Annotated in this window: 21 protein-coding genes; 17 read left to right on the forward strand and 4 right to left on the reverse strand. The window is 50.3% G+C overall.

Translation table 11 applies throughout. The features are described 5' to 3' along the window. The first annotated feature begins 16 nt into the window (after positions 1 to 16). The 5 genes from AB4111_RS21550 (at position 17) to AB4111_RS21570 (ending at position 6,237) form a co-directional block, all read left to right on the forward strand. The gene (locus tag AB4111_RS21550) at positions 17 to 1,807 is read left to right on the forward strand and encodes a sensor histidine kinase (protein ID WP_442033163.1); all 1,791 of its coding nucleotides are present in this window, start codon (positions 17 to 19) and stop codon (positions 1,805 to 1,807) included. After that, a complete protein-coding gene (locus AB4111_RS21555; protein WP_442033164.1) occupies positions 1,804 to 2,913 on the forward strand; it encodes a response regulator transcription factor in 1,110 nt (369 codons plus the stop codon). The genes AB4111_RS21550 and AB4111_RS21555 overlap by 4 nt, the downstream gene beginning before the upstream one ends. 147 nt (positions 2,914 to 3,060) lie before the next feature. Continuing rightward, complete coding sequence (locus tag AB4111_RS21560) at positions 3,061 to 4,341, forward strand: ABC transporter substrate-binding protein (protein WP_442033165.1); 1,281 nt, start codon at positions 3,061 to 3,063, stop codon at positions 4,339 to 4,341. 187 nt (positions 4,342 to 4,528) lie between these two features. After that, positions 4,529 to 5,413 carry a carbohydrate ABC transporter permease gene (locus tag AB4111_RS21565; protein WP_124116573.1) on the forward strand — a complete coding sequence of 295 codons (885 nt, stop codon included), beginning with the start codon at positions 4,529 to 4,531 and terminating at the stop codon, positions 5,411 to 5,413. Then, positions 5,410 to 6,237 (forward strand): carbohydrate ABC transporter permease, encoded by an 828-nt coding sequence (locus AB4111_RS21570; RefSeq protein WP_062836914.1) that lies wholly within the window; start codon positions 5,410 to 5,412, stop codon positions 6,235 to 6,237. Before AB4111_RS21565 ends, AB4111_RS21570 begins: the two co-directional genes overlap by 4 nt. Positions 6,238 to 6,405: 168 nt before the next feature. On the opposite strand, the gene AB4111_RS21575 is transcribed toward AB4111_RS21570, so the two are convergent. Then, a complete protein-coding gene (locus AB4111_RS21575) occupies positions 6,406 to 7,899 on the reverse strand; it encodes an aminotransferase-like domain-containing protein (protein WP_442033166.1) in 1,494 nt (497 codons plus the stop codon). 135 nt (positions 7,900 to 8,034) lie between these two features. Between AB4111_RS21575 and AB4111_RS21580 the strand changes: the two genes are divergently transcribed. Beyond that, the gene (locus AB4111_RS21580) at positions 8,035 to 8,643 is read left to right on the forward strand and encodes a LysE/ArgO family amino acid transporter (protein WP_442033167.1); all 609 of its coding nucleotides are present in this window, start codon (positions 8,035 to 8,037) and stop codon (positions 8,641 to 8,643) included. Between the two features lie 210 nt (positions 8,644 to 8,853). Here AB4111_RS21580 and AB4111_RS21585 read toward each other — a convergent pair whose 3' ends face one another. From AB4111_RS21585 to AB4111_RS21595, 3 genes are all read right to left on the reverse strand, one after another. Next, positions 8,854 to 9,690, reverse strand: coding sequence for a methyl-accepting chemotaxis protein (locus tag AB4111_RS21585; protein WP_192134938.1), 837 nt, complete (start codon positions 9,688 to 9,690; stop codon positions 8,854 to 8,856). Between the two features lie 213 nt (positions 9,691 to 9,903). Further along, positions 9,904 to 10,905: a GTP 3',8-cyclase MoaA gene (moaA, locus tag AB4111_RS21590; RefSeq protein WP_192134940.1), complete on the reverse strand. Its 1,002-nt coding sequence runs from the start codon at positions 10,903 to 10,905 to the stop codon at positions 9,904 to 9,906. Between the two features lie 119 nt (positions 10,906 to 11,024). After that, on the reverse strand, positions 11,025 to 13,250 hold the full coding sequence (locus AB4111_RS21595) for a methyl-accepting chemotaxis protein (RefSeq protein WP_442033168.1): 2,226 nt from the start codon (positions 13,248 to 13,250) through the stop codon (positions 11,025 to 11,027). Positions 13,251 to 13,774: 524 nt separating this feature from the next. Between AB4111_RS21595 and AB4111_RS21600 the strand changes: the two genes are divergently transcribed. The 11 genes from AB4111_RS21600 (at position 13,775) to AB4111_RS21650 (ending at position 26,213) form a co-directional block, all read left to right on the forward strand. Beyond that, positions 13,775 to 14,599 (forward strand): ABC transporter ATP-binding protein, encoded by an 825-nt coding sequence (locus tag AB4111_RS21600; protein ID WP_442033169.1) that lies wholly within the window; start codon positions 13,775 to 13,777, stop codon positions 14,597 to 14,599. Continuing rightward, positions 14,580 to 15,392 carry an ABC transporter permease gene (locus AB4111_RS21605; protein ID WP_442033170.1) on the forward strand — a complete coding sequence of 271 codons (813 nt, stop codon included), beginning with the start codon at positions 14,580 to 14,582 and terminating at the stop codon, positions 15,390 to 15,392. Before AB4111_RS21600 ends, AB4111_RS21605 begins: the two co-directional genes overlap by 20 nt. After that, positions 15,389 to 16,327, forward strand: a complete 939-nt coding sequence (locus AB4111_RS21610; RefSeq protein ID WP_442033171.1) for an ABC transporter permease — start codon at positions 15,389 to 15,391, stop codon at positions 16,325 to 16,327. The genes AB4111_RS21605 and AB4111_RS21610 overlap by 4 nt, the downstream gene beginning before the upstream one ends. A 100-nt stretch (positions 16,328 to 16,427) precedes the next feature. Then, positions 16,428 to 17,492, forward strand: a complete 1,065-nt coding sequence (locus tag AB4111_RS21615) for an ABC transporter substrate-binding protein (RefSeq protein ID WP_442033172.1) — start codon at positions 16,428 to 16,430, stop codon at positions 17,490 to 17,492. 21 nt (positions 17,493 to 17,513) lie between these two features. Next, on the forward strand, positions 17,514 to 18,887 hold the full coding sequence (locus AB4111_RS21620) for an aspartate aminotransferase family protein (protein ID WP_442033173.1): 1,374 nt from the start codon (positions 17,514 to 17,516) through the stop codon (positions 18,885 to 18,887). A 115-nt stretch (positions 18,888 to 19,002) separates the two neighbouring features. Next, positions 19,003 to 20,292: a M20 family metallo-hydrolase gene (locus AB4111_RS21625; protein WP_442033174.1), complete on the forward strand. Its 1,290-nt coding sequence runs from the start codon at positions 19,003 to 19,005 to the stop codon at positions 20,290 to 20,292. Positions 20,293 to 20,296: 4 nt separating this feature from the next. Continuing rightward, positions 20,297 to 21,178 (forward strand): nitrilase-related carbon-nitrogen hydrolase, encoded by an 882-nt coding sequence (locus AB4111_RS21630; RefSeq protein WP_442033175.1) that lies wholly within the window; start codon positions 20,297 to 20,299, stop codon positions 21,176 to 21,178. A 117-nt stretch (positions 21,179 to 21,295) separates the two neighbouring features. Then, positions 21,296 to 22,663, forward strand: a complete 1,368-nt coding sequence (locus tag AB4111_RS21635; RefSeq protein WP_442033296.1) for an NAD(P)-dependent oxidoreductase — start codon at positions 21,296 to 21,298, stop codon at positions 22,661 to 22,663. 576 nt (positions 22,664 to 23,239) lie between these two features. Further along, the gene (preA, locus tag AB4111_RS21640; protein ID WP_421894164.1) at positions 23,240 to 24,535 is read left to right on the forward strand and encodes an NAD-dependent dihydropyrimidine dehydrogenase subunit PreA; all 1,296 of its coding nucleotides are present in this window, start codon (positions 23,240 to 23,242) and stop codon (positions 24,533 to 24,535) included. Next, the gene (gene hydA, locus AB4111_RS21645) at positions 24,532 to 25,977 is read left to right on the forward strand and encodes a dihydropyrimidinase (protein ID WP_442033176.1); all 1,446 of its coding nucleotides are present in this window, start codon (positions 24,532 to 24,534) and stop codon (positions 25,975 to 25,977) included. Before preA ends, hydA begins: the two co-directional genes overlap by 4 nt. Next, positions 25,977 to 26,213, forward strand: coding sequence for a hypothetical protein (locus tag AB4111_RS21650; protein ID WP_091012893.1), 237 nt, complete (start codon positions 25,977 to 25,979; stop codon positions 26,211 to 26,213). Before hydA ends, AB4111_RS21650 begins: the two co-directional genes overlap by 1 nt. Positions 26,214 to 26,218: the final 5 nt, after the last annotated feature.

Raw genomic sequence — 26,218 nt, forward strand, 5'->3', positions numbered from 1 at the left:
CAGGAGTGGATGCGCTGTGTTTACCGAATGTTATCGGAAGCTGACAGATCCTTTCAAACGCAGCATTCGCAATAAATTGATTCTTACCATGACGCTGCTGGCTGTTCTGCCCGTCATTGCCATGACCGCTATGGCAGCTGAGAATACCCGCTCGTCCATGGAAGAGGAGATTATGGAGACCAACCGAGCCAATATGAACTGGGCCTCCATCTATCTGGGTGAACAGTTCGCTCGCATGAACAATATTATCTATTCCATTCAGATCAGTGACGAACTGCATCAATATCTGGCGCTGAACCAGGAAGCACCGGCAGCCAGCCGATTCGACGAACAGAAGGCCATGTTCAATATGCTGAACAGTGTATACTATTCTGCCGGCAATTATGTATTTGGCGTTGAGCTGTATCTGAAGGAATTGGACACCTTGTTCACCTTCAACTCCATGGATTCTCGTATCAAAGCGGTATCGGAAATCCCGGAAGGATATCATGAGCTTTTTGCACAACATAAAGATTTTACGATTATCAATGATCCGGACGATCCGCAAAAGTTTCACATGACCCGCAGCATGAATCGCTTCGAGGATCAGGCACAGATCGGGGCCATCAGTCTGGAGGTCAAGTGGGCTGAGTTCAATCAGACCTTGGAGCTGCTGGATAGCAGGGGGGATTATGCAGTATACATCGCCGACAGTGCGGGCAGCCCGGTCTATCAGCCGAATCAAGACATCCAGCCGTCCGCTGAAGCATTGGAGAGATTGGCAGGCGCCAAAGAAAATTCCGGTTTCATCCGTACAGCCAAGGAATACGTATTCTATCATTCCATCGAACCGTCAGGACTGCGTGTGATCAAGATTGTACCTGCCCATGTGATTAACGAGAGTGCCTTGGAAACGATGAAATACGGACTGGTTGTAGGTGGCCTGGCAACCGTCATTTCTGTGGGAATAGCTGCGCTCGTGGCTTGGCGTACATCGAAGCCCATTGTCAGACTGGCGAATTCCATGAAGGGTATCCAGTTAATCAAAGACAGGGAAGTGGTACGAAGCGGCCGGGTGGATGAGATTGGACTGCTGGAGAAAAATCTGCATGGCATGTCAAGCCGTATCCGTGAACACATTCGCGACAACTACCTGATGAATCTGGAGAAACAGACGGCGGAGCTCAAAGCACTGCAATCCCAGATCCATCCGCATTTCCTGCAAAATACGTTGCAGATGATTGGCGGCATGGTGTACTCGCAAAAACCGGCAGACAGTTATAAAGTCATTCGAGCATTGAGCGAGATGTTTCGTTATATTGTGCGAGCACCGGATGGACTGGTGCCCCTACAATCTGAACTGGACCAGCTGGAGCATTATATGCTGATTCAGAAGCAGCGTTTTGCCGGCAGGCTTGAATATACCTTGGAGATTACCGGGGAACTTCGGGCGTGTTATATTCCCAAGTTGTCTCTGCAACCGATTGTGGAGAACGCATTTTTACATGGTCTGGAGAAGAAGCAGGGTGAGTGGAAACTGGGCATTGAGGTCGTCTGTGAACCCAAAGATGTAACCATTCGAATTCGTGATAACGGTGTGGGTATGGATGCTGAGAAACTAGCGGAAATGCAGTCCAGACTGGAGCGGCTTACCCGGCAGGCAGATCGAGTATGGAGTTCAGGTACAAGTATTGGACTGGTCAATGCGGCCTCACGAATTATAATGCATTTTGGACCTGAATATGGGATGAGCATGGAAAGTGAATACGGACAGGGGACAAGCGTTATGGTACGTATTCCCTGCAATACAGGAGGCGAAGCCTTGTGAATAAGGAACTGTACAGAGTGCTGCTGGTGGATGATGAACCGTGGAACCGGGATATTTTGCGCAACCTCGGAGATTGGAAGGAACTTGGCATGACCGTTGTAGGTGAGGCAGAGGATGGTGAGCAGGCCATACAACTGGTCAAGCAGCATCAGCCTCACATTATCATTACGGACATGCGTATGCCCGGCACAGATGGTGTGGAGCTGCTACAGACACTAAGCGGGCAATTCCCACAGATCAAGGTGATCGTGGTGAGCGGATATGACGACTTCAATTATGCCAAACATGCCATCCGTCATCGGGCTGCAGATTATCTGCTCAAACCGGTGAATCCGGATGAACTGAATGGTGTACTGGCCAAATGTGCCAAAGAATTGGAAAAGGTTGAATCTGCGCCGGAATCATGGGAAGCGTATCCGCCTTCCTTTGCTGGTGATTTCTCTTTGTTTCAACAGCAGGCTCGTTTGCGGTTCAACGACCTGAACATTCAAAGTCTGCGGGAATGGTTCCAGCAACTGCAGCAGAAGCTGGAACACAGTGAGATTAACAGACCCCGGCAGCTTGGACGAGTGGCCTATGAACTACAGGCTTTGCTGGATGAACTGTGTGTCTCCAATGGATTGTACGAGGGGCGCGAAGCAACGGCATTACCTCCTTCAACAGCGCTGGCTTCCATAGAATCCACAATTGCATGGATAGCGACTCCGTACTACCAGGCTCTGGAGCAACTCATTGCGCAGCGCAAATTCAAGAACAAGCTGAACCTGGATGAAGTGAAGCAATATATGGAGCAGCACTGTATGGAGATGATTACGCTGGAGCAGCTTGCCCAGATCTTTTTTGTCAGCAAGGAATATCTCAGCAAGGTATTCAAGAAAGAGTATGAGGTGAACGTGACCGACTATGTCGTCCAGTTACGTATGACACGAGCGAAGGAATGGGTGACGGATGAACAGATTCCGTTCAAGCATATTGCCGAGATGGCGGGCTACGAGGATGTGTCCTACTTCTATCGGGTATTCAAGAAACATTTCGGAGTTTCACCGGGGGAGATGCGCAAGGGACAAGCTCGTATATCAGGCAATGCAGGCAGTGGCACGGAATGAGTCGTTCAAGAATGCCTTTGCGGCTGGATTAAGGTTTAAAATAATCCAATACACAAGTCTAATTTTGTCCAATGAAGCGCTTTCATTCTCTGATATATAATGAGCCTATGAAAGACAAACCAGTCACACACCGGGAGGTCATAAGAGATGAAAGTATGGAAAAGCGTAGCAAGTGCGGTACTGGTCAGTGTTCTGCTCGCAGGTTGCGGTTCCAATGCAGGAACGGACAATGGGCAGGAAGAATCGGCATCAGGCAGCACGGTGTCCCTCAAAGTATTCGTTGCACAACCTCGGCTGAAAGAACACTACGATAAATATATAGAACAGTTCAAAGCCAAGGAAAAAGCAGAGAAAAATATTGAGGTGAACGTGCAACTGGAGATGCCGCCAGCGGACAATGCACCTCAGATTCTGAAGACACGTCTCGCCTCCAATGATGCACCGGATGTGTTCGCCCTGCATGCAGTCAATGAGATCCCACCGTTCAGCAAAGCTGGTTATCTGGAAGATCTGTCGGATCAACCTTTTGTCGATAAATTACTGGATTCGGTGAAACCTTCCGTAACGAATGCGGAGGGCAAAGTCGTAGCTGTTCCATTGGAAACGTTATCATGGGGCTATCTGTACAATAAAGATATTTTCGAGGAGCAAGGGCTGGAAGTACCAACGACGTTAACGGAAATGAAAGCGGTCGTGGAGAAACTGAAAGCAGCCAACATTACACCGTTTGAACTGTCCTATAAAGAATCCTGGATTCCGCAATTATTCCTGCCACTCACCGTGGGAGCTTTGACCCAATCGGAACACAAAGACTTCTTGGATAAGATGAATCAGGATCAGGGCTCCTTCTCGGATATGAAAGCCTTGTTCGATATCTTCGATCTGGTCAATGCGAATGGTACAGATAAAGCGCTGGAAGTCGGCGGAGATGATGGTTCAGCAGCCTTCGCTTCAGGAAGCGCGGCGATGTGGATTCAGGGACCATGGTTTGCCGAGACGATTCTGAAATCGAACCCGGACTTGAATTTCGGTGTGGCACCGATGCCGATCAATGATAATCCGGATGATACCAAAATCAATCTGAGCACGTCCACTTCACTGGCGGTATCGTCAACCAGCAAGAATAAGGAAGTTGCACTCGACTTCGTGAACTACATTCTCGATGACAAAGATTCAAGTGCTTTCTATGAAGCACTCAAATTCAATCCGGTTGCCAAGATTCATGACTTCAAGAGCTTCCCTTGGGTAGACGATGCCCTGAAATATGTGAATGAAGGTAAAGCCTATCAGGACCCTTCCATCCCACAAGCAGTTAAAGATGAATCAGGCAAAGCGTTACAAGGCTACTACTCCGGGCAATTAAATCAACAGCAGGTTATCGATGCGCTCGACAAAGCGTGGAAATCCTACAACAAAGTCAACAAGTAAGGAGCTGCGAGACATGTAGTACCCGCTTTTGTTGGCAAATCTCCACGGTTTTGGGAGGGGGGTTGCCAACAAATTAGTGGTACTTTATTTCGTCGCAATCTCCAAGCAGATGAAACGGCTGGCAGAACGTTCTTCGTTCCCCCGTTTACAATCGATTATCCGCTTCGAGTGAAAAGGGGGAGAACCTATGGCTACGAATGTGTTCAAGAAGTATCTGTCACTGCTCGCGTTCACTGCGCCTGCCTTTGTCATCTATGCGATTTTCCTGCTGTATCCCACGTTTAGTGGCATGTTCTATAGTCTGACGGATTGGAACGGACTTAATCGGGATTACAGCTTTATCGGTCTGGGCAACTTTGTTGAATTGTTCAAAGAAGATCCCGACTTCCTGAACTCCCTGTGGTTCACGATGAAATATGTAATATTTATGCTCATTCTGCAAAATGGAATTGCCTTGCTGCTCGCCGTGTTGATTGAATCACGGACGCGCAGCAAAGGGCTATTCCGGACCCTGTTCTTCATGCCTAACATGATCAGTACGATCATTAGTGCCTTCATGTGGACATTCATCTTCTCTCAGGTACTGCCACAACTCGCACAGAAACTGGCCATTTCGTTCCTGGATCAGCAATGGCTGGGAGATCCGAAGTTTTCATTTTATTCCATTCTGATCGTTTCGCTCTGGAACGGTGTGGGGTATATGATGATCATCTATCTGGCCGCTCTCCAGGGTGTGCCAAAAAGTCTCAAGGAAGCCGCGGTTATTGATGGAGCCAACGCATTCCAGGTGCTACGCAATGTGGTGCTGCCGATGATTACTCATGCTGTGACCATCTGTTTCTTCCTGACGCTGAACGGAGCATTTAAAGTGTTTGAAGTGGTGTATGGACTGACTGGTGGTGGACCAGGCCGTGCTACACAGGTTATCACGATGAATATCTATGAAGAAGCGTTCTCCAACAACTTCAGATACGGCTATGCGAGTGCCAAATCGGTTGTGCTGTTTATCATCGTACTCATCTTTACACTCATCCAGATCACCGTCATGAAGAAGAAAGAGGTGGAAGCATGAGGATGCAACGACTGAACAGCTATCTGATTCGCCTGCTGCTGATTCTGGGTTCTCTCGTGGCCATGCTACCGATCTACATGGCGGTGGTGAACTCTTTTAAAACCCAAGGTGAGATGTTCCAATCCTTTATCGCGCTGCCGACGACGCTTCACTGGGAGAATTATTCGGACGCATTTAACAAAATCAATCTGTTGGGCAGTTCGATGAACTCGGCGATTGTATCCTTTCTGGGGATTGGTGGTATCGTCTTCTGTGCCTCATTGGCTGGATACAAGCTGTCACGTACCTCCGGTCGACTGAGCAATCTGATCTTCTTCCTGTTTGTGGCGTCCATGCTGGTGCCGTTTCATTCAATCATGATTCCGCTGACACGGGTAGCCAAAGGCATGGGTGTACAGGGAAGCACGTACGGATTGGCCTTGATCTATATCGGGCTTGGTGTAAATATGGCTATCTTCCTCTATCACGGGTTTGTGAAGTCTATCCCGCGGGAATTGGAGGAATCGGCTCAGATTGATGGATGTAACGAGTTCCAGACGTTCTTCCAGATTATCTTCCCGCTCTTGCTTCCAATCACAGTCACCATTGCGATTCTGGACTTTCTGTGGATCTGGAATGACTTCTTGTTGCCACTGCTCATGCTTACCGATGTGAATCGGTATACACTGATTCTGTCCACAAACATGTTGTTTGGCGAATATAACAAGGAATGGCCGTTGATTCTGTCATCCTTGGTACTGACTGCGATCCCGGTTATCCTGATCTATGCGTTCTTCCAGAAGTTCATCATGGAGGGCATTGCGGAAGGTGCGGTCAAAGGGTAAGCGAATAGAAGAATGATACGATGGAATCCCGGAGCACTGCTGGTATCGACCCGCTTTTGGTATTCGATCAAACTTACAAAACTAACGCAAAAAGCCTTGATCTGAAGGACATTGTCCTTTTCGGTCAAGGCTTTTTTTGGTTTTGAAATCAGGACCCAGCATTTGAAGTCATGAGCCAGAATCCATGAGCCTGTGTACAGCTTCTGCAAGGCATTGTAACCCGCGTTCCATCTCATCAGGGGAAGCATAGGCGTAAGACAGCCGAATGTGACTCGCATCCAGCCGGTCATATAGGTAGCCCGGGTGGATAAGTACATTCTGTTCCAGAGAAGTATGGAATAATTGGCGGATAGAGAGAGGGGATACAGTGAATTGCAGCCAGATATAAAAGCCGCCAGCGGGTATTTTCCACTTTGCCATGCCACGAAAGTGACGTTGCAACAGATCCAGCATGAAGTCTCTGCGTCTGCGTAACTCAGGGCGAAGGCGTTCCATATGTTCTGCATGATGTCCTTCTGCGAACCACAAGGCAGCGGCTTCTTGCGCGAGTGAGCTGGTACCATAATCGGTCTGCATCTTGATATCTGCGAGCCGGCGAATGACCGGCTCTGGCCCAACCAGCCATCCGAGGCGCAGCCCGGGACTGACTGCCTTTGAAAGGGTGCCCATATGCAGCACCCGTCCTTCCTGGTCACGCGCTTTTAGCGATGACGGAGGAGGCTTATCCAGCCACAGATCACTATAGGCGGCATCCTCCAGTATGGAGATGCCCATTGTTCGAGCGGTGGTCACCAGTTCTTCCCGGCGGGGATCACTCATCACAGAGCCGGTGGGATTATGGAAGCTCGGAATCGTATAGAGAAGCGAGATGTGGTCTTGATCTTTTACATGCCGCGCTGCGATCTCCAGACTTGCAATATGTAGACCTTCATCATCCATCGGGATCCCGCTCATTTTCAATCCTGCCGATTGAAAGGCATGAATGGAATAGAGGTACGACGGTTTTTCCAGCAGCACTGCTGATCCGCGAGGGAGCAGTCCAACCGAGATCAAGTGCAGTGCCTGAAGAGACCCGGATACGATCAGTATGGAATCCGGGGAGGCCTGGATGCCCGTTGTCTGCAAATGGACGGATATGGCCTTACGAAGCTCCAGACTTCCCTGAGGTTCCAGATAGTTCAGTGTACGAGAACGTTGGGACAGGGCATATAGAATATCGTTAAAAGCATCCTGAGGCATCAGCTCCGGGGCAAGCTCCCCTGTACCAAGACGGATGATGCCAGGCCGGAATTCAGCCTGATTAATCTGTTGGATCTCTGGCAGGTTGGGATAGTACCAACCCTCCTCAATGGCTTCATTCCAGTTGGGCATCGCTCCGTGAGCCATGCCATGCCAACCGGAGCCGGAAATATAAGTTCCCCCGCCATGTCTGCCTTCAAGCAGACCCGCGGCGGCCAGATTATCAAGGGCAGTGACCAATGTACTGCGGTTTACCCCCATAGACTCAGCCCATATTCGCTGTGAGGGGAGACGGTATCCTGCGGACCATTCACCTGTTGTGATCTTCTGGCGGATATAGGCTTCAATCTGGCGATATAAGGGCAAGTCGAGAGAAGGATTCGGCTTCCAACCCATGTTTAGTCGAGAATCAGAACGTTCCATGACAGGCAGAATCACCTCTGTTTGTCTTTTTAACCAACACTATAACATTTGGTTGGGTCTGATGCCATCCAAGTGGTTGGTTACGTCAGCCATTATCTGCCCTACGATGGAATACAGAGATAAGGGGGAAGAACGATGGAGGTTGTTATTCACGCGGTGATTCTGGCGTTTGGCTTGATTCTGCCACTGGGTGTGCAGAATGTGTTTATTTTTAATCAGGGCATGAGCCAGAGACGTTATATACATGCTATGCCTGCTGTAATAACGGCAGGTGTCAGTGATACGTTGTTGATCGGGGCAGCCGTTGGAGGGGTGTCGCTTATTTTGCTGCAATGGCCAGTGCTGGCGAATGTGTTGTATGCAGCAGGAAGTTTGTTTTTGCTGTATATGGCATGGAGTATCTGGAGGTCATCCGAATTAGTCGAAGGTTCACAGGCGGTAATGTCCGCGGGGCGTCAGATTGCGTTTGCCGCATCAGTATCTCTACTCAATCCCCATGCTCTGCTGGATACGGTTGCCGTGATTGGCACCAGTTCACTTCAGTATGAAGGCGTAGAGCGCATGTATTTTGCCCTGACAGCCGCGGCTGTATCGTGGATATGGTTCTTGGGACTTGCAGGCGCGGGCAGGGTGATTGGGAGAACGGATCGAACTGGACGCATCAGCCTGGTGTTCAATCGGTTGTCCGCTGTGGTCATGGTCGGGCTGGCGGTTATGATGCTGTGGAAGCTTATCTATGCATAGAAGGACCGTGATGTGGTTCATTTTGACTGGAATTAGAAAACTCCCCGTGACGTTAATCGCGCGGGGAGTTGTATGTGGGTGCTGAATTTGGTTATCAATAGATGCCTGCTGATCTGGTTATTGAGATGAAACATGTAGAGCTCGATACCGCTTCGGTGTAGCGTCTTTTATATATGGTTAATCATTGGAGTGAAGGTCATCGTATCGAATTTATTCTGCCTTCAACAGCATGGATTCAATAAACACTTTCAAATCACGGCTTACAGTGTTCAACTGATCAATGACCTCGCTGAACTCGGTTACCATCACAGCCTGTTGGTTGCTAGACTGTGAGATGGAGGTAATCTCCTGCTCCATCTGCTGAATGGAATGCTGAACATCTTTCAAGGAACGTTCGATATTCACCGTAGCTTCTTTGGTACCCGTAGAAAGTTTGCGCACTTCAGATGCAACGACGCTGAATCCGGCGCCTGCTTCGCCTGCTCGGGCTGCTTCGATAGCCGCGTTCAAGCCGAGTAGATTGGTCTGTTCTGAGATTTCACGGATGAATGCGGCGACTTTGTTAACCTCGCCTGAGTTCTGCACAGCCATGCGAGTATTATCCAAAATCTGTGTAGATGAGGCTGTCAATTGTTCGGATTGAGCGGCTACCGTCTGTACCATATCCGTCAATCTGCCGCTGATCCCGCCGATTAATTCAGTGAAATACTCCAGTTTCTCCTCATTCTGAAGAGAGAAACCAATGGCAAGTGTGCCCACAATATTTCCTTGCTCATCCCGAAGTGGGGTGGCCGCCGAATTGATGGATGTGCCATAGAATTTTGCATCAATTCGGTTCGCTGAAGTTTCCCCATGTATAAGTGCCCGACGGAGTGTAGGGTCATCGAGGGAAACGGGGTCTCCAGCCTTGATGCCCAGATCGAGCTCGTTGCTGGGAACATAATACCAGAACTTCTCCGTATCGGTTACTGCAATCATGATATCGTGTTCCTTGAGCATAATTTTAAAATACGGACTCGCTGCAACGAGTGCTTCAACAATGTTCAATAAGGTTCAGCTCCTATAGTGTATGTGTGCATATCATCTAGATGTATTGTATATACATCGTCAGAATTATGGGAATCTTGAAGACCCAACAAGGGCAATAAGATATATTAATTAAATTTTAAACAAATGAAACAGGAGAATTGATTATTTTCAGAAATTTATGAAAACATGACAAAAAAGCAGGCGAGAACAATCAAGTTCTCGTCTGCTTTGTTATCCGCCAATCTGGGACATGCGTCGTACAGTCGGCGTATGAGATTGCATTTTTTGTTCCAAAGCCAGAGCCATCTCATGATTCTTCGGTTTCGTACCCAGCGCTTTGAGGAAGAGTGCCGCCATGGCATCCGGATCATCCACGAAGCGGCGAACATTATACTCATCCGACCAGTACAGGCAGGCTTTGATATGTCCGTCAGCGGTCAGCCGAAGTCGGTTGCAATTGTCACAGAAATGATCGCTCACGGGATGAATCAATCCGAATGTGCCTTCGGAGCCCACAATTTTCATATTGCGTGATGGGCCATTGCCCGCAGGGCCTGTTGTATTTTCTACCGTCCAGCCTGCTTCAGCACATACATCTGTCACGGCTTCCAGCGGCAAATAAGATTTGCGCCATGAATCCGAAGCGTGTCCAATCGGCATATATTCAATAAAACGCACATGAAGAGGTTGATCCATCGTCATTGCAATAAAATCCTTGATCTCATCATCGTTGATACCCTTCATCAGCACAACATTTAGCTTGATCGGAGCAAGCCCAGCAGCTGTTGCAGCTTCAATACCTTTCAGTACCTTGTTCACATCTCCGCCGCGGGTAATCATGGAGAAGCGATCAGCGCGCAGGGAATCCAGACTGATGTTAATCCGGTTCAATCCAGCGTCTTTCAATGCCTGAGCTTGCTTATCCAGTAGAAGAGCGTTGGTCGTCAGTGCAATATCGTCAATACCGTCAATCGCCGAGATCATGCCGACGAGCTTATGCAGATCCTTACGCACCAGCGGTTCGCCCCCGGTGAGCCGAACTTTACGCATGCCCATCGGAGCAAGCACCTTCAGCACCTGTGCGATCTCTTCGTAGCTCATAATCTCATCATGTGGAGCAAACTCCATGCCCTCTGCAGGCATGCAATACACACAGCGTAAATTACAGCGGTCCGTAACAGAAATACGGATGTAGTCATGTATCCGGCCAAATGAATCCTGAAGCAATTCCATGCAGACCACCCTTTCATCGGTTCAGATTGGAAATCTTCTATTATAAATGATACGACAATTTCAAAAGGAACAGTTGCATCAAATTTTAGCTATTTCTCCAATCCGCGTCAACGATAACGTCAGATGACAGCATTTTTGGCGGGGTGGTTCAGGTGGAATTGTCCCACGAGTTGTTGCAGAAAGACTGTAATGGCTTCCACATTATGCGAAGAATGCTGAACCTGTAACATATCACGGATCAGCTCCATCATCTCGGCCTCCACTTCAGCGGAAGTAGCCCGATTCTGATGGCTGATTGCAGCGATATTTTCCATCAGCATGACCACTTGATCCACGACTTGTGTGCGCTCAGGTTCTTCAGCGGTAGCATTTTTCAGAAGTTGCGAAGCGGCTTGAACCAGTGTCGTTCCTTCAGCAAGTACCTGATCTCCCTCTGTGATTAATTGGGATGCAGCTCCTGCTGCCGTGGAGATTCGGTCCAGAATCTGATGAATATTTTCAGTAGAAGAGCGGGATAATTCGGCCAGTTTGCGGATTTCCCCTGCCACAACCGAGAAGCCTTGGCCATGTTCACCCACGCGTGCAGCTTCAATGGTAGCATTCAGAGCCAGCAGATTGGTCTGAGCTGAAATTTCATCAATGACAGCCAGTGCGCGGTAAATCTCTTTCATGGTATCCATGAAGGACAGGATGGTACGGTTAGTGTCGGATACCGCTCCTGAGATTTGGGTCATTTTATCGCCGATTCGTTCCACTTCCTGCTGGGCCACGCCGATCTGTTCGGTTGCAGAGGTCTCCAGTTGTTGCAGCGTTATGCGCATGTGATCGGCAGCAATTCTGGCCTGATCGAGATCTTCCAGTTGGGTGCGAATGGCCTGAATCATCGAACCAAGCTTGTGGTTCACACGCTCAGTCGTGCCCTGGGTTGTCTCTGTTGAAGTTCGCATCTGAAACTGGTTGTCCATTACGTCTACTGTGGCAAGTTGTACCTTCAGCATAATGCCTTCCAGAGAGTCAATCATGTTGTTGATCCACTTCGCCAGTTCACCCGATTCGTCTTGGGCAAAAGCAGACGTGTCCAGGCGCTGGGTCAGATCCCCCCTGCCTTCCGCATTAATTCGAATAAATCGGCTGATGCGACGCAAGTCTTCATGAACCCGCCTATATTGGCTACGATGCAGCTGTAATGCAGTGAAGAATCCAAATAACACATTAAAAGCTGCTATTGCTGCGGCGCTCCAACTACTTCCAGTGAAGGCATAGACAAGGGCGGCTCCTGCAACGCCTGACAAAAGCGTGAAGAGACTATGCTGCTTGAACTGGCGCCAGCCGATGTTTCGTATCCGATACACTTCCTCCAGATCCCCTTCACACATCATGCCCCAGCGATCAGGACAGTGTGGCAGCTGGAAGGTAATGCCTTTGCCGATCACAGAAATATGTCTGTAATCCGAGTAGCCGGGAAAGGCTACGAACAGATTGGAACCATTCTGAATGGTGTTTGCTACTCCGGGGTGTAGTTCTCCGGTCGATGGATCGGTGAACATCAGTTCCAGCTCGGTATGCTCTTTAACGGAAACGATGCCCCATTCGGTGGTGACGCCATCTTTGAGGTTTTCCCCATGCGTAAAGGTACGGTCTTCGAAGCGGCTTCGGGATAAGGCAGTGCCGGGTTGCAGATGAGGCCGTAATATCGACTCGGCCATAAAGAGGTAATTGTCACCGGAATCGGGATAGATATGACCGGACTCTCGTTGAATCAGGTCACCCAGTACATCCCCGGGTACACGGCTACATAATGAACCGACATAGCGACCTTCCTGCAGAATTGGGGAGATAAACAGCAAGGTGACATCATCGTGAAAAGCGGACGAGCGTGGACCAATATCCAGCGTCAGTGGATCAGAGTAAGGACCATACAAGCATTTTTTTTCATGTCGATCTGCTCTGGAGTACTTCAATCCTGGTCCTATCAAAGCTTCGTGATCCTCATAGATCTGTCCAATATGTTTCTTATATGTAGAGAATACCACCTGATTCTGTTCGTTCATCATGAATAGCTCCGTGCTATCAACGGCTCGAATATAACTGGATTGAAACGATGCTTCTAGTTTGCTTCGTTGCTGTGAATCTTTTAATACATCCTGTAATTGGACCGACTGTATCTGTTGAAGCAAACGGTCCAGGTGATTCCACTGTTCATCTGCCCAGTCCATCATAATCTGCCGTCTCGTTTCGGCAATTCCCTCAAAAATCTGTTCCACATCTTCCTTCATATGTGCGTTCAACCGATACGATTGCCACAGCGGCAATCCTTTTCTCCATCCCAGCCAATCAAACATCATGACCACCCCGATTTCTGGATTTGAAAGCTTCGTTCTACTGATCTTTGGATAGACCTATATATGTGGTTTTCAAAGTGATATGTGACAAAGGAAGCCAGCCTGCGTGGTGATTGATCCGGAATAGTGATACCGCCTTCATCATTCTGGAGCCTTGATTCACGTAGAGGTGGAAGTCCTTGTACGTCTATTCAATCTTTATACAAGAAAATGAACAAGAATACGAGGGCATATGTCATATTTTCCGAATATTTATTCAATAAATACAAATGATCGTGCGTTTGTTGTTAAGTGAAATGTATGTTAGCTAAATACGAAGAAAACTCACATGGATGTATCTGAGAATTCATCTCATTTTACATTGTGTAACATGAACAGGCCCATACTCAAAACACACTGTATAATGTAATCCCCGCCCAAAGCGATATAGTATTATCTAACAAGCAAAACCTGTTACGTTCGTGTATATAAACCTCCCATTCAGCCTTGGTGTGCAATGAAAATAACTTCCACAAAGGAGAATGCCCATGTCCTCCGCACCCTCAGCTACAGTCCCCGAAGCCTGCCATATTGATGTAGATCATGTGTCCGTTGTCTTTGGCACAGGTACACAACAAGTCACTGCATTGTCGGATGTTACATTCCAGATCCAGTCCAATGAGTTTGTCTCTCTGCTGGGCCCTTCCGGCTGTGGCAAGTCGACCTTGCTCCGGTTAGTGGGTGATCTACTTCAGCCCACCTCAGGCACCGTTCGCATTGCCGGTCAGGAGCCTGAGCGGGCTCGACTACAGCGACAGTTCGGTATTGTCTTCCAGACACCTGCCTTGTTCGATTGGCGCACCGTTCGTCACAATGTGGAATTGCCACTGGAGCTGCTCGGTACCCGCCGGAAGGAGTGTCGCCGCATTAGCGGTGAGCTGCTTGAAATGGTAGGGCTAACCCGCTTCGCTGACCATTATCCATGGCAGCTCAGCGGAGGCATGCAGCAACGAGTATCCATTGCCCGTGCCCTTGCGCTTGATCCGCCACTGCTGCTCATGGATGAACCCTTCTCCGCCTTGGACGAATTCACCAAAGAAAAGCTTCAATTGGAGCTGCTTGAGATCAAGCGCTCGACAGGCAAGACCTTCCTCTTTGTCACACACAGTATCCCCGAAGCGGTATTTCTGTCCGACCGGATCATCGTACTCTCGGCGCATCCGGGGCAAGTACATTCCATTCATTCTGTGAATCTGCCTCCTGAACGTCATAGTGAACTGAGAGAAACGGAAGCTTTCTACCACATGATTACGACCATCCGCAACTGCTTCTACGAGGAGCGTGATGAATCTCATGTCCCTGCGGTTCTTTAAACCGGGATATCGATCCTGGGTTGTCATATGGATTATGGCCGTATTGGTGCTGTGGGAAGGAATTGCCTGGATGCTCCAACTGTTCCTGTCACCCCAGCAGGCGGCGTCTCGCCTTCCTTATCTGCACGATGTCCTTGTAGCCTTGTTTCGTTACTCGGGTTCGCTGGCAGAGCAGGGAGCTGTGACCTTTGGCAATGCCGCCATTGGTTTTGCAGGGGGAACGATGCTTGGTCTTGGGCTGGCGTTACTCATGAGCGGGGCTGTCTGGCTGGAGCGCACGTTATCGCCATATGTTGTCTCCTCACAGATGGTTCCGGTGATTGGTCTCGCACCAATTGTGTACGGCATCATTCACAATGCAGAATGGGCGCGAATGGTTATGGCGGCGTATGTCACTTTCTTCCCCATCATCATCCATACCTTAAAAGGATTGAAAAGCGCGGCACCGGAGCATCTGGAACTGATGCGTTCCTGTGGAGCTTCATTGACTGCACGATATATCAAATGTCTGTTGCCCTCAGCACTGCCGGGATTATTTTCAGGTATGAAAATAGCTGCTCCGCTGGCGGTGACCTCCTCTATCGTTGTGGAATTGATGGGTGCCCCTGACGGACTCGGTGTCCTGATGGTTAGTTCGTTATATTACGGCCATGCCCAAGTGGGCATGTTCTGGGCCACCATCATGCTTAGCATTGGCATTGGCCTGATCTCGTATCTGGTCATTAGTTTGGCCGAACGTTGGCTGACCCCCTGGCAGCCTGAATTCAGGGCCAAAGGAGGCAATGCCACATGAGTGAAGGTAGAGTTATGCATCGGAAGCAGGACGAAGGTGTGGCAATTGCTGCGATCAATGGCGCGGCTGCACCACTCACTGGTTCACAGATGACATCTGCTCCCGGAACGGAAATTCATGGACATCCGGGACAAGCCGGAAAGACCAGACTGTATACCAGCGTTCGTGGGCGCTCGATTGTACTGAACATGCTTCCTTGGGGTGCAGGGGTGATGTTTCTCGCTCTCTGGCAGCTCAGGTTGCTTCATTGGATATTCTCGCTGGAAAGTTACCAACTGCCTGTGCCTTCCGCGATTGCGATATCCATTCAGGAAAATGCCAATATGCTCTTTCGTTACGCAATGTACAGCGGAACGGAAATGCTGGGCGGTTTCCTGCTAGGTTCTCTGCTAGGCGCTCTGGCGGCTGCGGGTGCGTCTTTCTTTCCAACAAGCGGCAAGGCGGCAGTTACCGTTCTGTCTGCACTGAACGCCGTTCCGATTGTGGCCCTTGCCCCGATTATGAACAATTGGTTCGGTGACGGGATCTGGTCGCGTATTGCAGTCATCACCGTCATTACGATGGCGGCTATGGCGGTCAGCCTGTTTAAGGGGCTGACCTCCATTCAGCCGCAGTACAGGGATCTGCTGAGTGGCCTTGCCGCGAGCAGGATGCAGTTTTTTTGGAAGCTGAGACTGCCTCACGCTATACCTTCCCTCTTTGCGGGTCTGAAGATCAACATGTCGACCAGTATTATCGGGGCCATTGTGGGTGAATTTTTCATCGCTTCCCAGGGGCTGGGGTACTTGCTCTCGGATCAGATTCGACTGGCAAACATGCCTTTGGCCTGGTCCTGCATTGTCATCGCCGCCGCACTCGGTATTGTGTTGTATGAAGCGGTTGTCCTGGCAGAAAAGCGACTCATTCCGTGGAATCGTGCACGCACAGATCCATAACGTACATCAGGATAGCAACCATAGATTGATAGAGCTGGTGAAGTAGAGCCTCACACTACCTGATTGAAAAATCGTATATACACAGGGGGTTGTTCTGTACATGTACAAAACGTTGAAGCCGGGTTTGCTGGTATTGGTCCTGTTGGTTTTTACGATGCTGAGCGCATGTTCTACGAAGTCCGAGCCGGCGGCTGAGCCTGTTGCTGCGAGTTCAGGAGGTGCGGGTGAAGCAGATCAACCCTTAACCAAAGTGAAAATTCAATTGAAGTGGGTGCCGCAGGCGCAATTTGCCGGGATCTATGCAGCGAAGGAAAAAGGTTTTTTTGCAGATGAAGGCATTGATGCCGAGATTATTCCAGGTGGTCCGGATATCGTGATTGAGCAGCAGGTGGTCAATGGCGCGGCCGATGTAGGGATCACCGGAGTGGACAGTCTGCTGGTCAGCCGGGATAACGGTCTGCCGCTCGTCTCACTCGCCCAGATCTCACAGAAGAGCAGCTATCGCTTGATCGCCAAGAAGTCGCTAGGTATTACCGATCCCGCTCAGATGAAAGGCAAGAAGGTCAGTACCTGGTTCGGCAGTCAGCAGTTTCAGGTGCTCGCGTTCATGGAGAAGAACGGCCTGGATCCGAAGAAAGACATTGAACTGGTGAAGCAGGGGTTCACGATGGATCAGTTTTTCAATGACCAGGTAGATGTGGCGACGGCAACGATCTATAACGAATACCACGTTGTACTGGAAAGTGGAACGAAAGAATCGGATCTGGACGTGTTCAACATTGAAGATGCCGGTGTTGGCATGCTGGAGGATACGCTGATTGCCAAGAAAGATTGGGTAGACAACAACCGTGAGCTTGCGGTCAAAGTGACCCGTGCCATTCTAAAAGGCTGGAATTACGCGATCGACAATCAGAATGAGACGGTGGATATCGTGATGAGTAATGTGACGGAGGGCAGCACCACTCGTGAACATCAGGTCACGATGCTTGAAGAGATTGCAAAGCTGATTCGGCCGGAAGGATTTACGGAGCAGCAAGTCGGCAGCTTTGTGGATGAGTCATTTACCCGAACTGCGGATATTGCGCTGAATTATGGCTTGATCAAAAAAGCCGCCAACCTGGATGAAGCACTGGAGAAGAGCATCTATGAAGAAGCGGTGAAATAAGCGTGTGGAGGAGGATGACGAATGAGTTCTGTGGATCAGCAGCCGCAGCCGCTTGGCGGTACGAAGGAAGAATGGCTGGAGAAGGATCGCAAATACGTATGGCATCACATCTCGCCTCATAACGATCATCCGATGATTGCTGTAAGTGGGGAGGGCAGTTGGATCACCGATCAGGATGGTACACGTTATCTGGATGCGATGTCTGGACTATGGTGTGTGAATGTGGGGCATGGCCGTGAGGAAATTGCAAGAAGTGCCTACGAACAGATGAAAGCACTCGCTTATGTACCGATGACGCAGAGTCACGAACCGGCGATTTTGCTGGCAGAGAAGCTGAATGACTGGTTGGAGGGGGAGTATCGAATTTTCTTCTCCAACTCGGGTTCAGATGCGAATGAGGTGGCTTTCAAAATAGCCCGTCAGTATCACCATCAGAATGGTGAGCCTACTCGGCACAAATTCATCTCCCGTCACCGTGCCTATCACGGTAACTCTATGGGGGCACTGGGCGCCACCGGGCAAGCCGCCCGCAAGATCAAATACGAGCCGCTCGGTGTAGGTTTCTCTCATGTTCCTCCACCCTATTGTTACCGCTGTCCGTTTGGACGAAACAAAGATGGATGCGGACTCGAATGTGCAACGATCTATGAAGAGGTGATTCGTTGGGAAGGTCCTGAGACGGTTGCCGCAGTGATTATGGAGCCGGTGATCACAGGGGGTGGCATGATTGTTCCTCCGCCGGATTATATGCGCACCGTGCAAGAGATCTGTCAGCGCTATGGCGTGCTGCTCATTGTCGATGAGGTCATCTGTGGTTTTGGCCGCTCGGGGCAGAAGTTTGGTCATCAGAACTATGGTGTACAGCCAGATATTGTGACGATGGCAAAAGGCATGACCAGTGCGTATTCACCGCTATCAGCAACGGCGGTGCGAGCCGATCTGTATGACACGTTCCGGGAACCCGGACCGGATGCGCATTTTCGTCATGTGAATACATTTGGTGGAAATCCGGTGTCCTGTCGGGTAGCGCTGGCGAATCTGGAAATCCTGGAACGAGAGAATCTGGTCAGCCGTGCGGAAGAACTGGGATACCTGCTTCGTGAGAAGCTGGAGCCTTTGCTGGAGCTGTCCATTGTGGGGGATATCCGTTCATTCGGATTCGCCTGCGGGGTGGAATTGATTGAAGCAGACGGGTCTCCTGCTGAAGCGGATAAAGTGATGAAGGTGCTCGCCAGTTGTAAGCGGGATGGCATTCTGATTGGCAAGAACGGCGATACCGTCCCGGGGTTTGCAAATATTTTGACGATCTCCCCGCCGTTTGTCACCACGGAGGAAGAGCTGGACCTGATCGCAGGAAGTTTGCTCGCTGCGTTGCGAAGTCTGGATGCGAGTTAGTAACTGGATATGGATGAGAACACACATGTACGACAAGTACGACAGAAGTGTTGGCAAGCAAAATAAAGTGTTTCAACATATGACGTGATAACTATTCGCAAGGAGGCGAGGGAGGATGCAGACCACGACAGGCAAACTCATCAACCAGCTTCGGTTGAATGAGCGAATTGAGCAATTGTCACAGATTGGCCGAATCGCAGAGACGGGTGTCTGCCGACTTGCCCTGACCCCGGAAGATATGGACGGTATCATTCAGGTGCGTCTTTGGATGGAGCAGGCCGGTCTGACGACACGAATTGATGCCTTTGGCAATCTGATTGGTCGTCTGGAAGGTGTGGATGAGGCATTGCCGATCCTCATGATTGGTTCCCATATCGACTCACAGCCATATGGCGGTCGATATGATGGAGCGATTGGTGTGCTCGGTGCACTCGAAGCAGTGCAATGCCTGATCGAAAATGGCATTCAGCCCCGTATGCCGATTGAGGTGATTGCCTTTTGCGATGAAGAAGGTTCCCGTTTTAACAAAGGCCTGTTCGGCTCACGTGGTATAACCGGTCAGTTGGAAGAAGGCGAACTGGAGCGGCAGGATAAAAACGGAGTGACCCGCCGGGAGGCGCTGGAAGCCTTCGGCTGTTCTCCTTCGGATTTTGAAGAAGCGATCTATCCGCCAGGTTCCATAGGTAGTTATCTGGAGCTGCACATCGAGCAGGGACCAGTGCTTGAGGCTCTGGATGCTCCAGTAGGTCTGGTGACAGGCATCTCGGGCCCACTGTGGCTTACGGTGACGATGAAAGGTATGGCGGGTCATGCTGGCTCCGTTCCAATGGGGATGCGGCATGATGCTTTGGTAGGTAGCGCCAAAGTCATTTCCGCTTTTGACGATATGGTGAGAGAAGATCCGGAAGCTCCAACTGTAGGTACGGTAGGAAGTCTGAGGGTGTTTCCGGATTCGCGTAATATCATCCCGGAGGAAGCCAGCTTCACGGTTGATTTACGAGACATGGAGATGGAACGCAGGAACCGGCTCGAAGCCCGATTGATGAACATTTTGGATGACGTGAGTTCCCGATATGGTCTAACGTATTCGCTGACTGAGGATACGAACAGTGAGCCAAGGTATTGTGCAGAGTCAATCAAGTCGGTGATTCGTTCATCTGCGGAAGAGATCGGGATTACTTTACCAGAACTGATGAGTGGTCCGTTCCATGATGCGTTGGCCCTTTCGCGTGTGTGTGATTATGGCATGATTTTTGTCCGCAGCAAGGAGGGTATCAGTCATCATCCCAGCGAGTATTCCTCTCCGGAGGATATTGGACTCGGCACGGAAGTGTTGTCTCGAACCATTCGAAGGATGTGCGGTGGAGTGAACCAACCAACCATTTTACCTGAGGAGGCGTTGTGACGATATGGGCAAAATCAGCATCGGATTAATCCAGGCTTCACATGCGATTGAAGGTTCGGCTCCCGTTGAAGTTCACAAAGAGGCTGCAGTTCAGAAGCACATCACGCTGGTCCGTGAAGCGGCTGCAAGAGGGGCGAAGATCATCGGATTGCAGGAAGTATTTTATGGGCCGTACTTTTGTACAGAGCAAAATCCCAAATGGTATGCATCCGCTGAACCAGTGCCGGAAGGACCTACGACCAAGATTTTTCAGGAGCTAGCGAAGGAGCTTGCGGTGGTGATTATTTTGCCGGTGTACGAGGTGGAGGGCATTGCTTCGTATTACAATACGGCAGCCGTCATTGATGCAGATGGTACGTATCTGGGCAAATACCGCAAACATCATATCCCGCACGTGGAAGCAGGTGAGGGTACGAATGGGTTCTGGGAAAAGTATTATTTCAAACCAGGCAACCTCGGGTATCCGGTATTTGATACAGCTTACGCCAGAGTGGGTGTGTACATCTGTTATGATCGTCATTTTCCGGAAGGAGCACGATTGCTCGGGCTGGCAGGGGCGGAGATTGTGTTTAACCCGTCGGCTACGGTTGCAGGTACATCGGAATATCTGTGGAAACTGGAACAACCCGCTCACGCAGTAGCTAACGGCTATTATGTGGCAGCCATCAACCGAGTTGGTGTGGAACCGCCGTGGAATATGGGTGAATTTTATGGGCAGTCGTACTTGGTCGATCCACGAGGCAGAATGGTTGCCATCGGCAGCAGGGATCAGGATGAGATTGTCATTGGTGAGATGGATACGGAGATGATTCGTGAGGTACGTAATGTATGGCAGTTCTACCGTGATCGCAGACCGGAAACGTACGAACATCTGGTTAGTCTGTAGGAAGCGGCAACAAGTGATCGGTAAGTGATTCTGTCAGCGGGGTGGCACGTGTAATGCACGCAAGTTTGTTTGAGTTTGAGATAGCGTAGATCATTCTTCAGGAGGTGCATGACATTGATGAACAGCTCAGGAACAACGTTATCCGATTATGGGTGGGAGAGTCGTTTTGCCGAGATGAAACCCGCCATGACAGGTAAGGAAGCGATGGAGGAGTCGAACCGCTGTCTGTACTGTTACGATGCACCTTGTATCAAGGCTTGTCCAACCGACATTAATATCCCTTCTTTTATTAGCAAAATATCAACAGGGCACCTGAAAGGATCGGCCCGCACCATCATGGATGCGAATCCGGTTGGAGCCAGCTGCGCACGTGTTTGTCCCACAGAGGAACTGTGTGAAGGCGCATGTGTGCTGAACGAATCGTCGAAGCCGATTCGTATTGGTGACTTGCAGCGTTACGCCACCGACTGGGCACGGGCGAAGAATGAGCCGTTATTCCAGGCGGCACCTGCCAATGGGAGAACCGTCGCTGTTGTGGGAGCGGGGCCAGCGGGACTGTCGGCGGCACGTGAACTGGGGCGCGCAGGGTATGAGGTTACGATCTATGAGGCCAAACCCAAAGGTGGCGGACTGAATACGTACGGTATTGTATCCTTCCGTCTGCCCGAATCGGTTGCGTTATGGGAAGTGGAGCAGGTGGAAACGCTGGGTGTGCAGATCCATTATGGGGTGCGCATTGGAGTAGATATTCCTGCTTCGCAGTTGCTGGAGCAGCATGAAGCGGTCATTCTGGCCTGTGGCATGGGTTCAGTACCTATGCTTGGTATTGAAGGGGAGACACTGGAAGGTGTCTATGATGCCATTGAACTGGTGGAGTCTACCAAGCAGGGTGTTCCGCCGGCACTGAATGGTCTGAAGGTCGCCGTGATTGGCGCGGGCAATACGGCGGTAGATGCAGCGACCTGTTCGGTACGTCTGGGTGCCGAGCGGGTGCAGATGTTATATCGGCGCGGGGAAAGCCAGATGACGGCGTATGCGTTTGAATATACGTTTGCCAAGCAGGAGGGTGTGGAGTTCCGCTGGTTTACGATGCCGCAGCGTATTATTGGAGACGAGAACGGTCGGGTTCAGGCTGTGGAATGTGTGAAAATGGAGCTGATTACTCCGCCTGGAGGTGGGCGTGCATTGCCTGTACCTGTGGAAGGGTCGGAGTTCATGATTGAATGTGATACGGTCATTCGGGCGATTGGACAGCATCGTTTATTACCATTAATTGAAGCATTTGGGCTGCGTCATCACTGGGGCGTTGTCGAGATTGAGCCGCATACGTACCGTACCTCGCATCCTCAGATCTCTGCGGCAGGAGATGTTATTTTTGGTCAGGGCCAGGGTGAGGCGATGGTTGTCTCGGCTGCACAGCAAGGTAAGCTGGCTGCTGCCGCAGTCATGAAGGCATTGCCCGGGCAGGTGGAAGAGACGGCGTGAGTGGTAATTGAGGCAAGGGAAAGTAAAGAGCACGGAAAGTGTGCAATGAAGGGGTACAAGGAAAGAATGCGGATGGGAGGGCGCAAGGACTGAAAGAGTGATGATGTAGATCCGAGCAAGATTTTCTGGTGTGCATCGAATTCTCGTGTCCCTGACCCGCTAACGAACCCGATACACCTTATCGTGGCAATTATGGAGGATTGAAAAATCTAACGAATCTCACACGTCTTATGTTGACAGACACCTGTTGAAATAAAGCCGAAATGAGCTGTTACAGCAATATAAGCTTTCTACGATTCGTTAGAATTCAGGTGCTATCCAGAAACACCATTACTACGCAGAAATCCTGAGCACGACCAAATATCCAGTACAACGATAAAAATTGAACTAAGCATTTACACGAAACGGAGAGGACAGAAAGAACCCGAAGAAACGGAGTGTTCGCCTTTATCCCCGGATTTTCCCTTTATAAAAGGAATCAAAAAAATCTGGGGATAACAGCGATCGGAAGGTTGTTCTGTCATCGGAGTGTCCAGTGTAACTAATAAGTTCAAACAACACCAAGGAGGGATCGTTATGGCTGACTTATCCATTAATCTGGCAGGTATTCGATCACCCAATCCATTCTGGTTGGCTTCTGCACCACCGACCAATACGGGGTATCAGGTTCAGCGTGCGTTCGAAGCGGGCTGGGGCGGCGCGGTGTGGAAGACACTGGGTGAGCCGATCATCAATACATCCTCGCGTTTCGCAGCGGTCCATTTTGGCGGACAGCGGGTGGCGGGGTTTAACAATATTGAATTGATATCCGATCGTCCGCTGGAAGTGAATCTGAGGGAGATTGCCGAGACCAAGAAGCGCTTCCCGGATCGTGCGGTTGTCGCTTCACTGATGGTGGAACCTACGCGGGAGAAGTGGCATGAGATTGTGAAAAAGGTGGAAGCCGTCGGCGTCGACGGCCTGGAACTGAATTTTGGCTGCCCGCATGGCATGGCTGAACGTGGTATGGGAGCCGCCTCTGGTCAGCAACCTGACCTGGTCGAACTACAGACGATGTGGGTGAAGGAAGTGGCGACCACACCGGTGATTGTGAAGCTGACGCCGAATATTACGGATATTACGGCGACCGCCCGGGCAGCTGTCCGCGGCGGCGCAGATGCGATCTCCCTGATCAATACGATTAACTCCCTGGCAGGTGTGGATCTGGATTCGTGGAATACCGTGCCGCATGTAGGCGGGAAAGGAGCTCATGGTGGATACTGCGGCCCCGCGGTGAAGCCCATTGCACTGAACATGGTTGCCGAGTGCGCACGTAATCCGGAGGTGGGTGTGCCGATCTCGGGGATTGGCGGTATATCCGACTGGCGGGACACGGCAGAGTTTTTGCTTATGGGCGCTACAGGGGTTCAGGTATGTACCGCAGCGATGCATCATGGATTCCGCATTGTGGAGGACATGATTGATGGGCTGAACGACTATCTGGATGAGAAGGGTCTGAGCAGCGTAGCAGAACTGGTAGGTCAGACGGTTCCGCGTTACTCGGATTGGGGCAATCTCGATCTGAACTACAAAGTTGTTGCTCGCATTAACCGCGATGTCTGCATTAATTGCAACAAATGCCATATTGCGTGTGAGGACACCTCGCACCAGTGTATTGACATGTTGACCGACCCGTCCGGTTCCTATCTGGAAGTGGTGGAGGAGGATTGTGTAGGCTGTAATCTGTGTTCGATCGTGTGCCCGGTGGATGGGGCGATTGAGATGATTGAACTTGTGCCAGAGCAGGAACCTGTAACCTGGAATGAACGTCAGTCTGCGATTGCCATGCTGCAATCGGTCAGAGATCAATCAACCAAGGAGGCGATATCATGAGTACCCGCAAATTGATTCGTAACGGTGTGTTGGTGACAGCGTCAGATACCTTTGAAGCAGATATTTTGATCGATAAGGGTAAAATCACACAGATTGGCATCGGCCTTACCCCGGATGAACATATGGAAGTTGTGGACGCTTCAGGCTGTTACGTTATTCCGGGCGGTATCGACCCGCATACGCATCTGGATATGCCATTCGGTGGAACGGTAACGGCGGATGATTTTGCGACGGGAACAACAGCGGCAGCCTTTGGCGGTACAACGACGATTATTGATTTCTGCCTGACACAAAAAGGCTGTCCATTAATCGAATCCCTCCAGGAGTGGCATGCCAAAGCGGAGGGGAAAGCCGTCATCGACTATGGTTTCCATCTGATGATCGGCGAGATGAACGATCAGGTGCTGGAGGAGTTGCCGCAGATCATTGAAGAAGAGGGTGTGTCATCTTTCAAGGTGTTCATGGCGTACAAAAACCAGTTCCAGGCCGATGACGGGATTCTCTTCCAGACGTTGCAAAAGGCAAAAGAGTTTGGCGCACTCGTCATGGTACATGCCGAGAACGGGGATGTTATCGACCTGCTGGTTCGACAGGCGCTCGCCGAAGGGCGCACGGAGCCAATTCATCATGCGCTAACTCGTCCATCCATGCTGGAGGGAGAAGCGACAGGCCGGGCGGCCCGGTTGGCTGCACTTGCGGATTCACAGTTGTATGTGGTGCATGTGACCTGTGCGGAGGCTGTGGAGCAGATCGCGCGTATGCGTGAAATGGGCTATCGGATCTGGGGGGAGACTTGTCCTCAGTATTTGACGTTGGATCAGTCGATCATGGATCAGCCGGACTTCGAGGGTGCGAAGTATGTCTGGTCACCCCCGCTGCGGGAAGCAGCGCATCAGGAAGTACTATGGAATGCATTGAAAAGCGGTCAGTTGCAGACGATTGGCTCTGATCATTGCTCGTTTAACTTCAAAGGACAGAAGGATCTGGGCAAGGATGATTTCAGCAAAATTCCGAACGGGGGGCCTGTCATCGAAGATCGCCTCAGTATTCTGTATTCGGAAGGTGTAGTCAAGGGACGGATTACGCTCAATCAGTGGGTGGATCTATGTTCAACAAGAGCGAGCAAGTTATTTGGATTGTTTCCGCAGAAAGGCACTCTGGCTGTAGGGACAGATGCGGATATCGTTATTTTTGACCCCTCTGTACACAGGGTGATTTCAGCAGATACGCATCATATGAATGTCGATTACAGTGCATTTGAAGGCATGCAGGTACAGGGTTGTCCGGTGACGGTGTTGTGCCGTGGGGAGTATGTCATTCGAGATCGGCAGTATGCCGGAACAGCGGGAGCAGGCCAATATGTGAAGCGCAACAAATATGATGCAGGCGCACCCATACCGATGAAACAGCCTGTGACGGCAGTGAATGGAGGGAGAAGCTGATGTCGGATCATGATGTGTTTGAGGCCGAGAGGATCGCCATAGAGCGAATGGTTGCGCAGGGTTATCGGATCTATGCGGTACGGGAACATCTGGAGGGTGCTCACGTGGTATGGGGGCACCCGGATCTTCCCGAGGAGAAACAAGAGCAATACGTGGGTACAGCATCTGGACGGAAGTGGTTCAGTCATATCCTGATTCGCCAGCTTCAGGAGCAGCGGGGAGCTGGCATTGCTTAGAACAG

This window comes from Paenibacillus sp. 2KB_22 (assembly GCF_052115745.1).
In the GTDB taxonomy this organism is placed as follows: domain Bacteria; phylum Bacillota; class Bacilli; order Paenibacillales; family Paenibacillaceae; genus Paenibacillus.

What these genes read in the sequence shown, in the direction of transcription:
- AB4111_RS21560 (WP_442033165.1), top strand. Translation starts at nt 3,061, where the DNA reads ATGAAAGTATGGAAAAGCGTAGCAAGTGCGGTACTGGTCAGTGTTCTG.
- AB4111_RS21565 (WP_124116573.1), top strand. Translation starts at nt 4,529, where the DNA reads ATGGCTACGAATGTGTTCAAGAAGTATCTGTCACTGCTCGCGTTCACT.
- AB4111_RS21570 (WP_062836914.1), top strand. Translation starts at nt 5,410, where the DNA reads ATGAGGATGCAACGACTGAACAGCTATCTGATTCGCCTGCTGCTGATT.
- AB4111_RS21575 (WP_442033166.1), bottom strand. Translation starts at nt 7,899, where the DNA reads ATGGAACGTTCTGATTCTCGACTAAACATGGGTTGGAAGCCGAATCCT.
- AB4111_RS21580 (WP_442033167.1), top strand. Translation starts at nt 8,035, where the DNA reads ATGGAGGTTGTTATTCACGCGGTGATTCTGGCGTTTGGCTTGATTCTG.
- moaA (WP_192134940.1), bottom strand. Translation starts at nt 10,905, where the DNA reads ATGGAATTGCTTCAGGATTCATTTGGCCGGATACATGACTACATCCGT.
- AB4111_RS21595 (WP_442033168.1), bottom strand. Translation starts at nt 13,250, where the DNA reads ATGATGTTTGATTGGCTGGGATGGAGAAAAGGATTGCCGCTGTGGCAA.
- AB4111_RS21600 (WP_442033169.1), top strand. Translation starts at nt 13,775, where the DNA reads ATGTCCTCCGCACCCTCAGCTACAGTCCCCGAAGCCTGCCATATTGAT.
- AB4111_RS21605 (WP_442033170.1), top strand. Translation starts at nt 14,580, where the DNA reads ATGTCCCTGCGGTTCTTTAAACCGGGATATCGATCCTGGGTTGTCATA.
- AB4111_RS21610 (WP_442033171.1), top strand. Translation starts at nt 15,389, where the DNA reads ATGAGTGAAGGTAGAGTTATGCATCGGAAGCAGGACGAAGGTGTGGCA.
- AB4111_RS21615 (WP_442033172.1), top strand. Translation starts at nt 16,428, where the DNA reads ATGTACAAAACGTTGAAGCCGGGTTTGCTGGTATTGGTCCTGTTGGTT.
- AB4111_RS21620 (WP_442033173.1), top strand. Translation starts at nt 17,514, where the DNA reads ATGAGTTCTGTGGATCAGCAGCCGCAGCCGCTTGGCGGTACGAAGGAA.
- AB4111_RS21625 (WP_442033174.1), top strand. Translation starts at nt 19,003, where the DNA reads ATGCAGACCACGACAGGCAAACTCATCAACCAGCTTCGGTTGAATGAG.
- AB4111_RS21630 (WP_442033175.1), top strand. Translation starts at nt 20,297, where the DNA reads ATGGGCAAAATCAGCATCGGATTAATCCAGGCTTCACATGCGATTGAA.
- AB4111_RS21635 (WP_442033296.1), top strand. Translation starts at nt 21,296, where the DNA reads ATGAACAGCTCAGGAACAACGTTATCCGATTATGGGTGGGAGAGTCGT.
- preA (WP_421894164.1), top strand. Translation starts at nt 23,240, where the DNA reads ATGGCTGACTTATCCATTAATCTGGCAGGTATTCGATCACCCAATCCA.
- hydA (WP_442033176.1), top strand. Translation starts at nt 24,532, where the DNA reads ATGAGTACCCGCAAATTGATTCGTAACGGTGTGTTGGTGACAGCGTCA.
- AB4111_RS21650 (WP_091012893.1), top strand. Translation starts at nt 25,977, where the DNA reads ATGTCGGATCATGATGTGTTTGAGGCCGAGAGGATCGCCATAGAGCGA.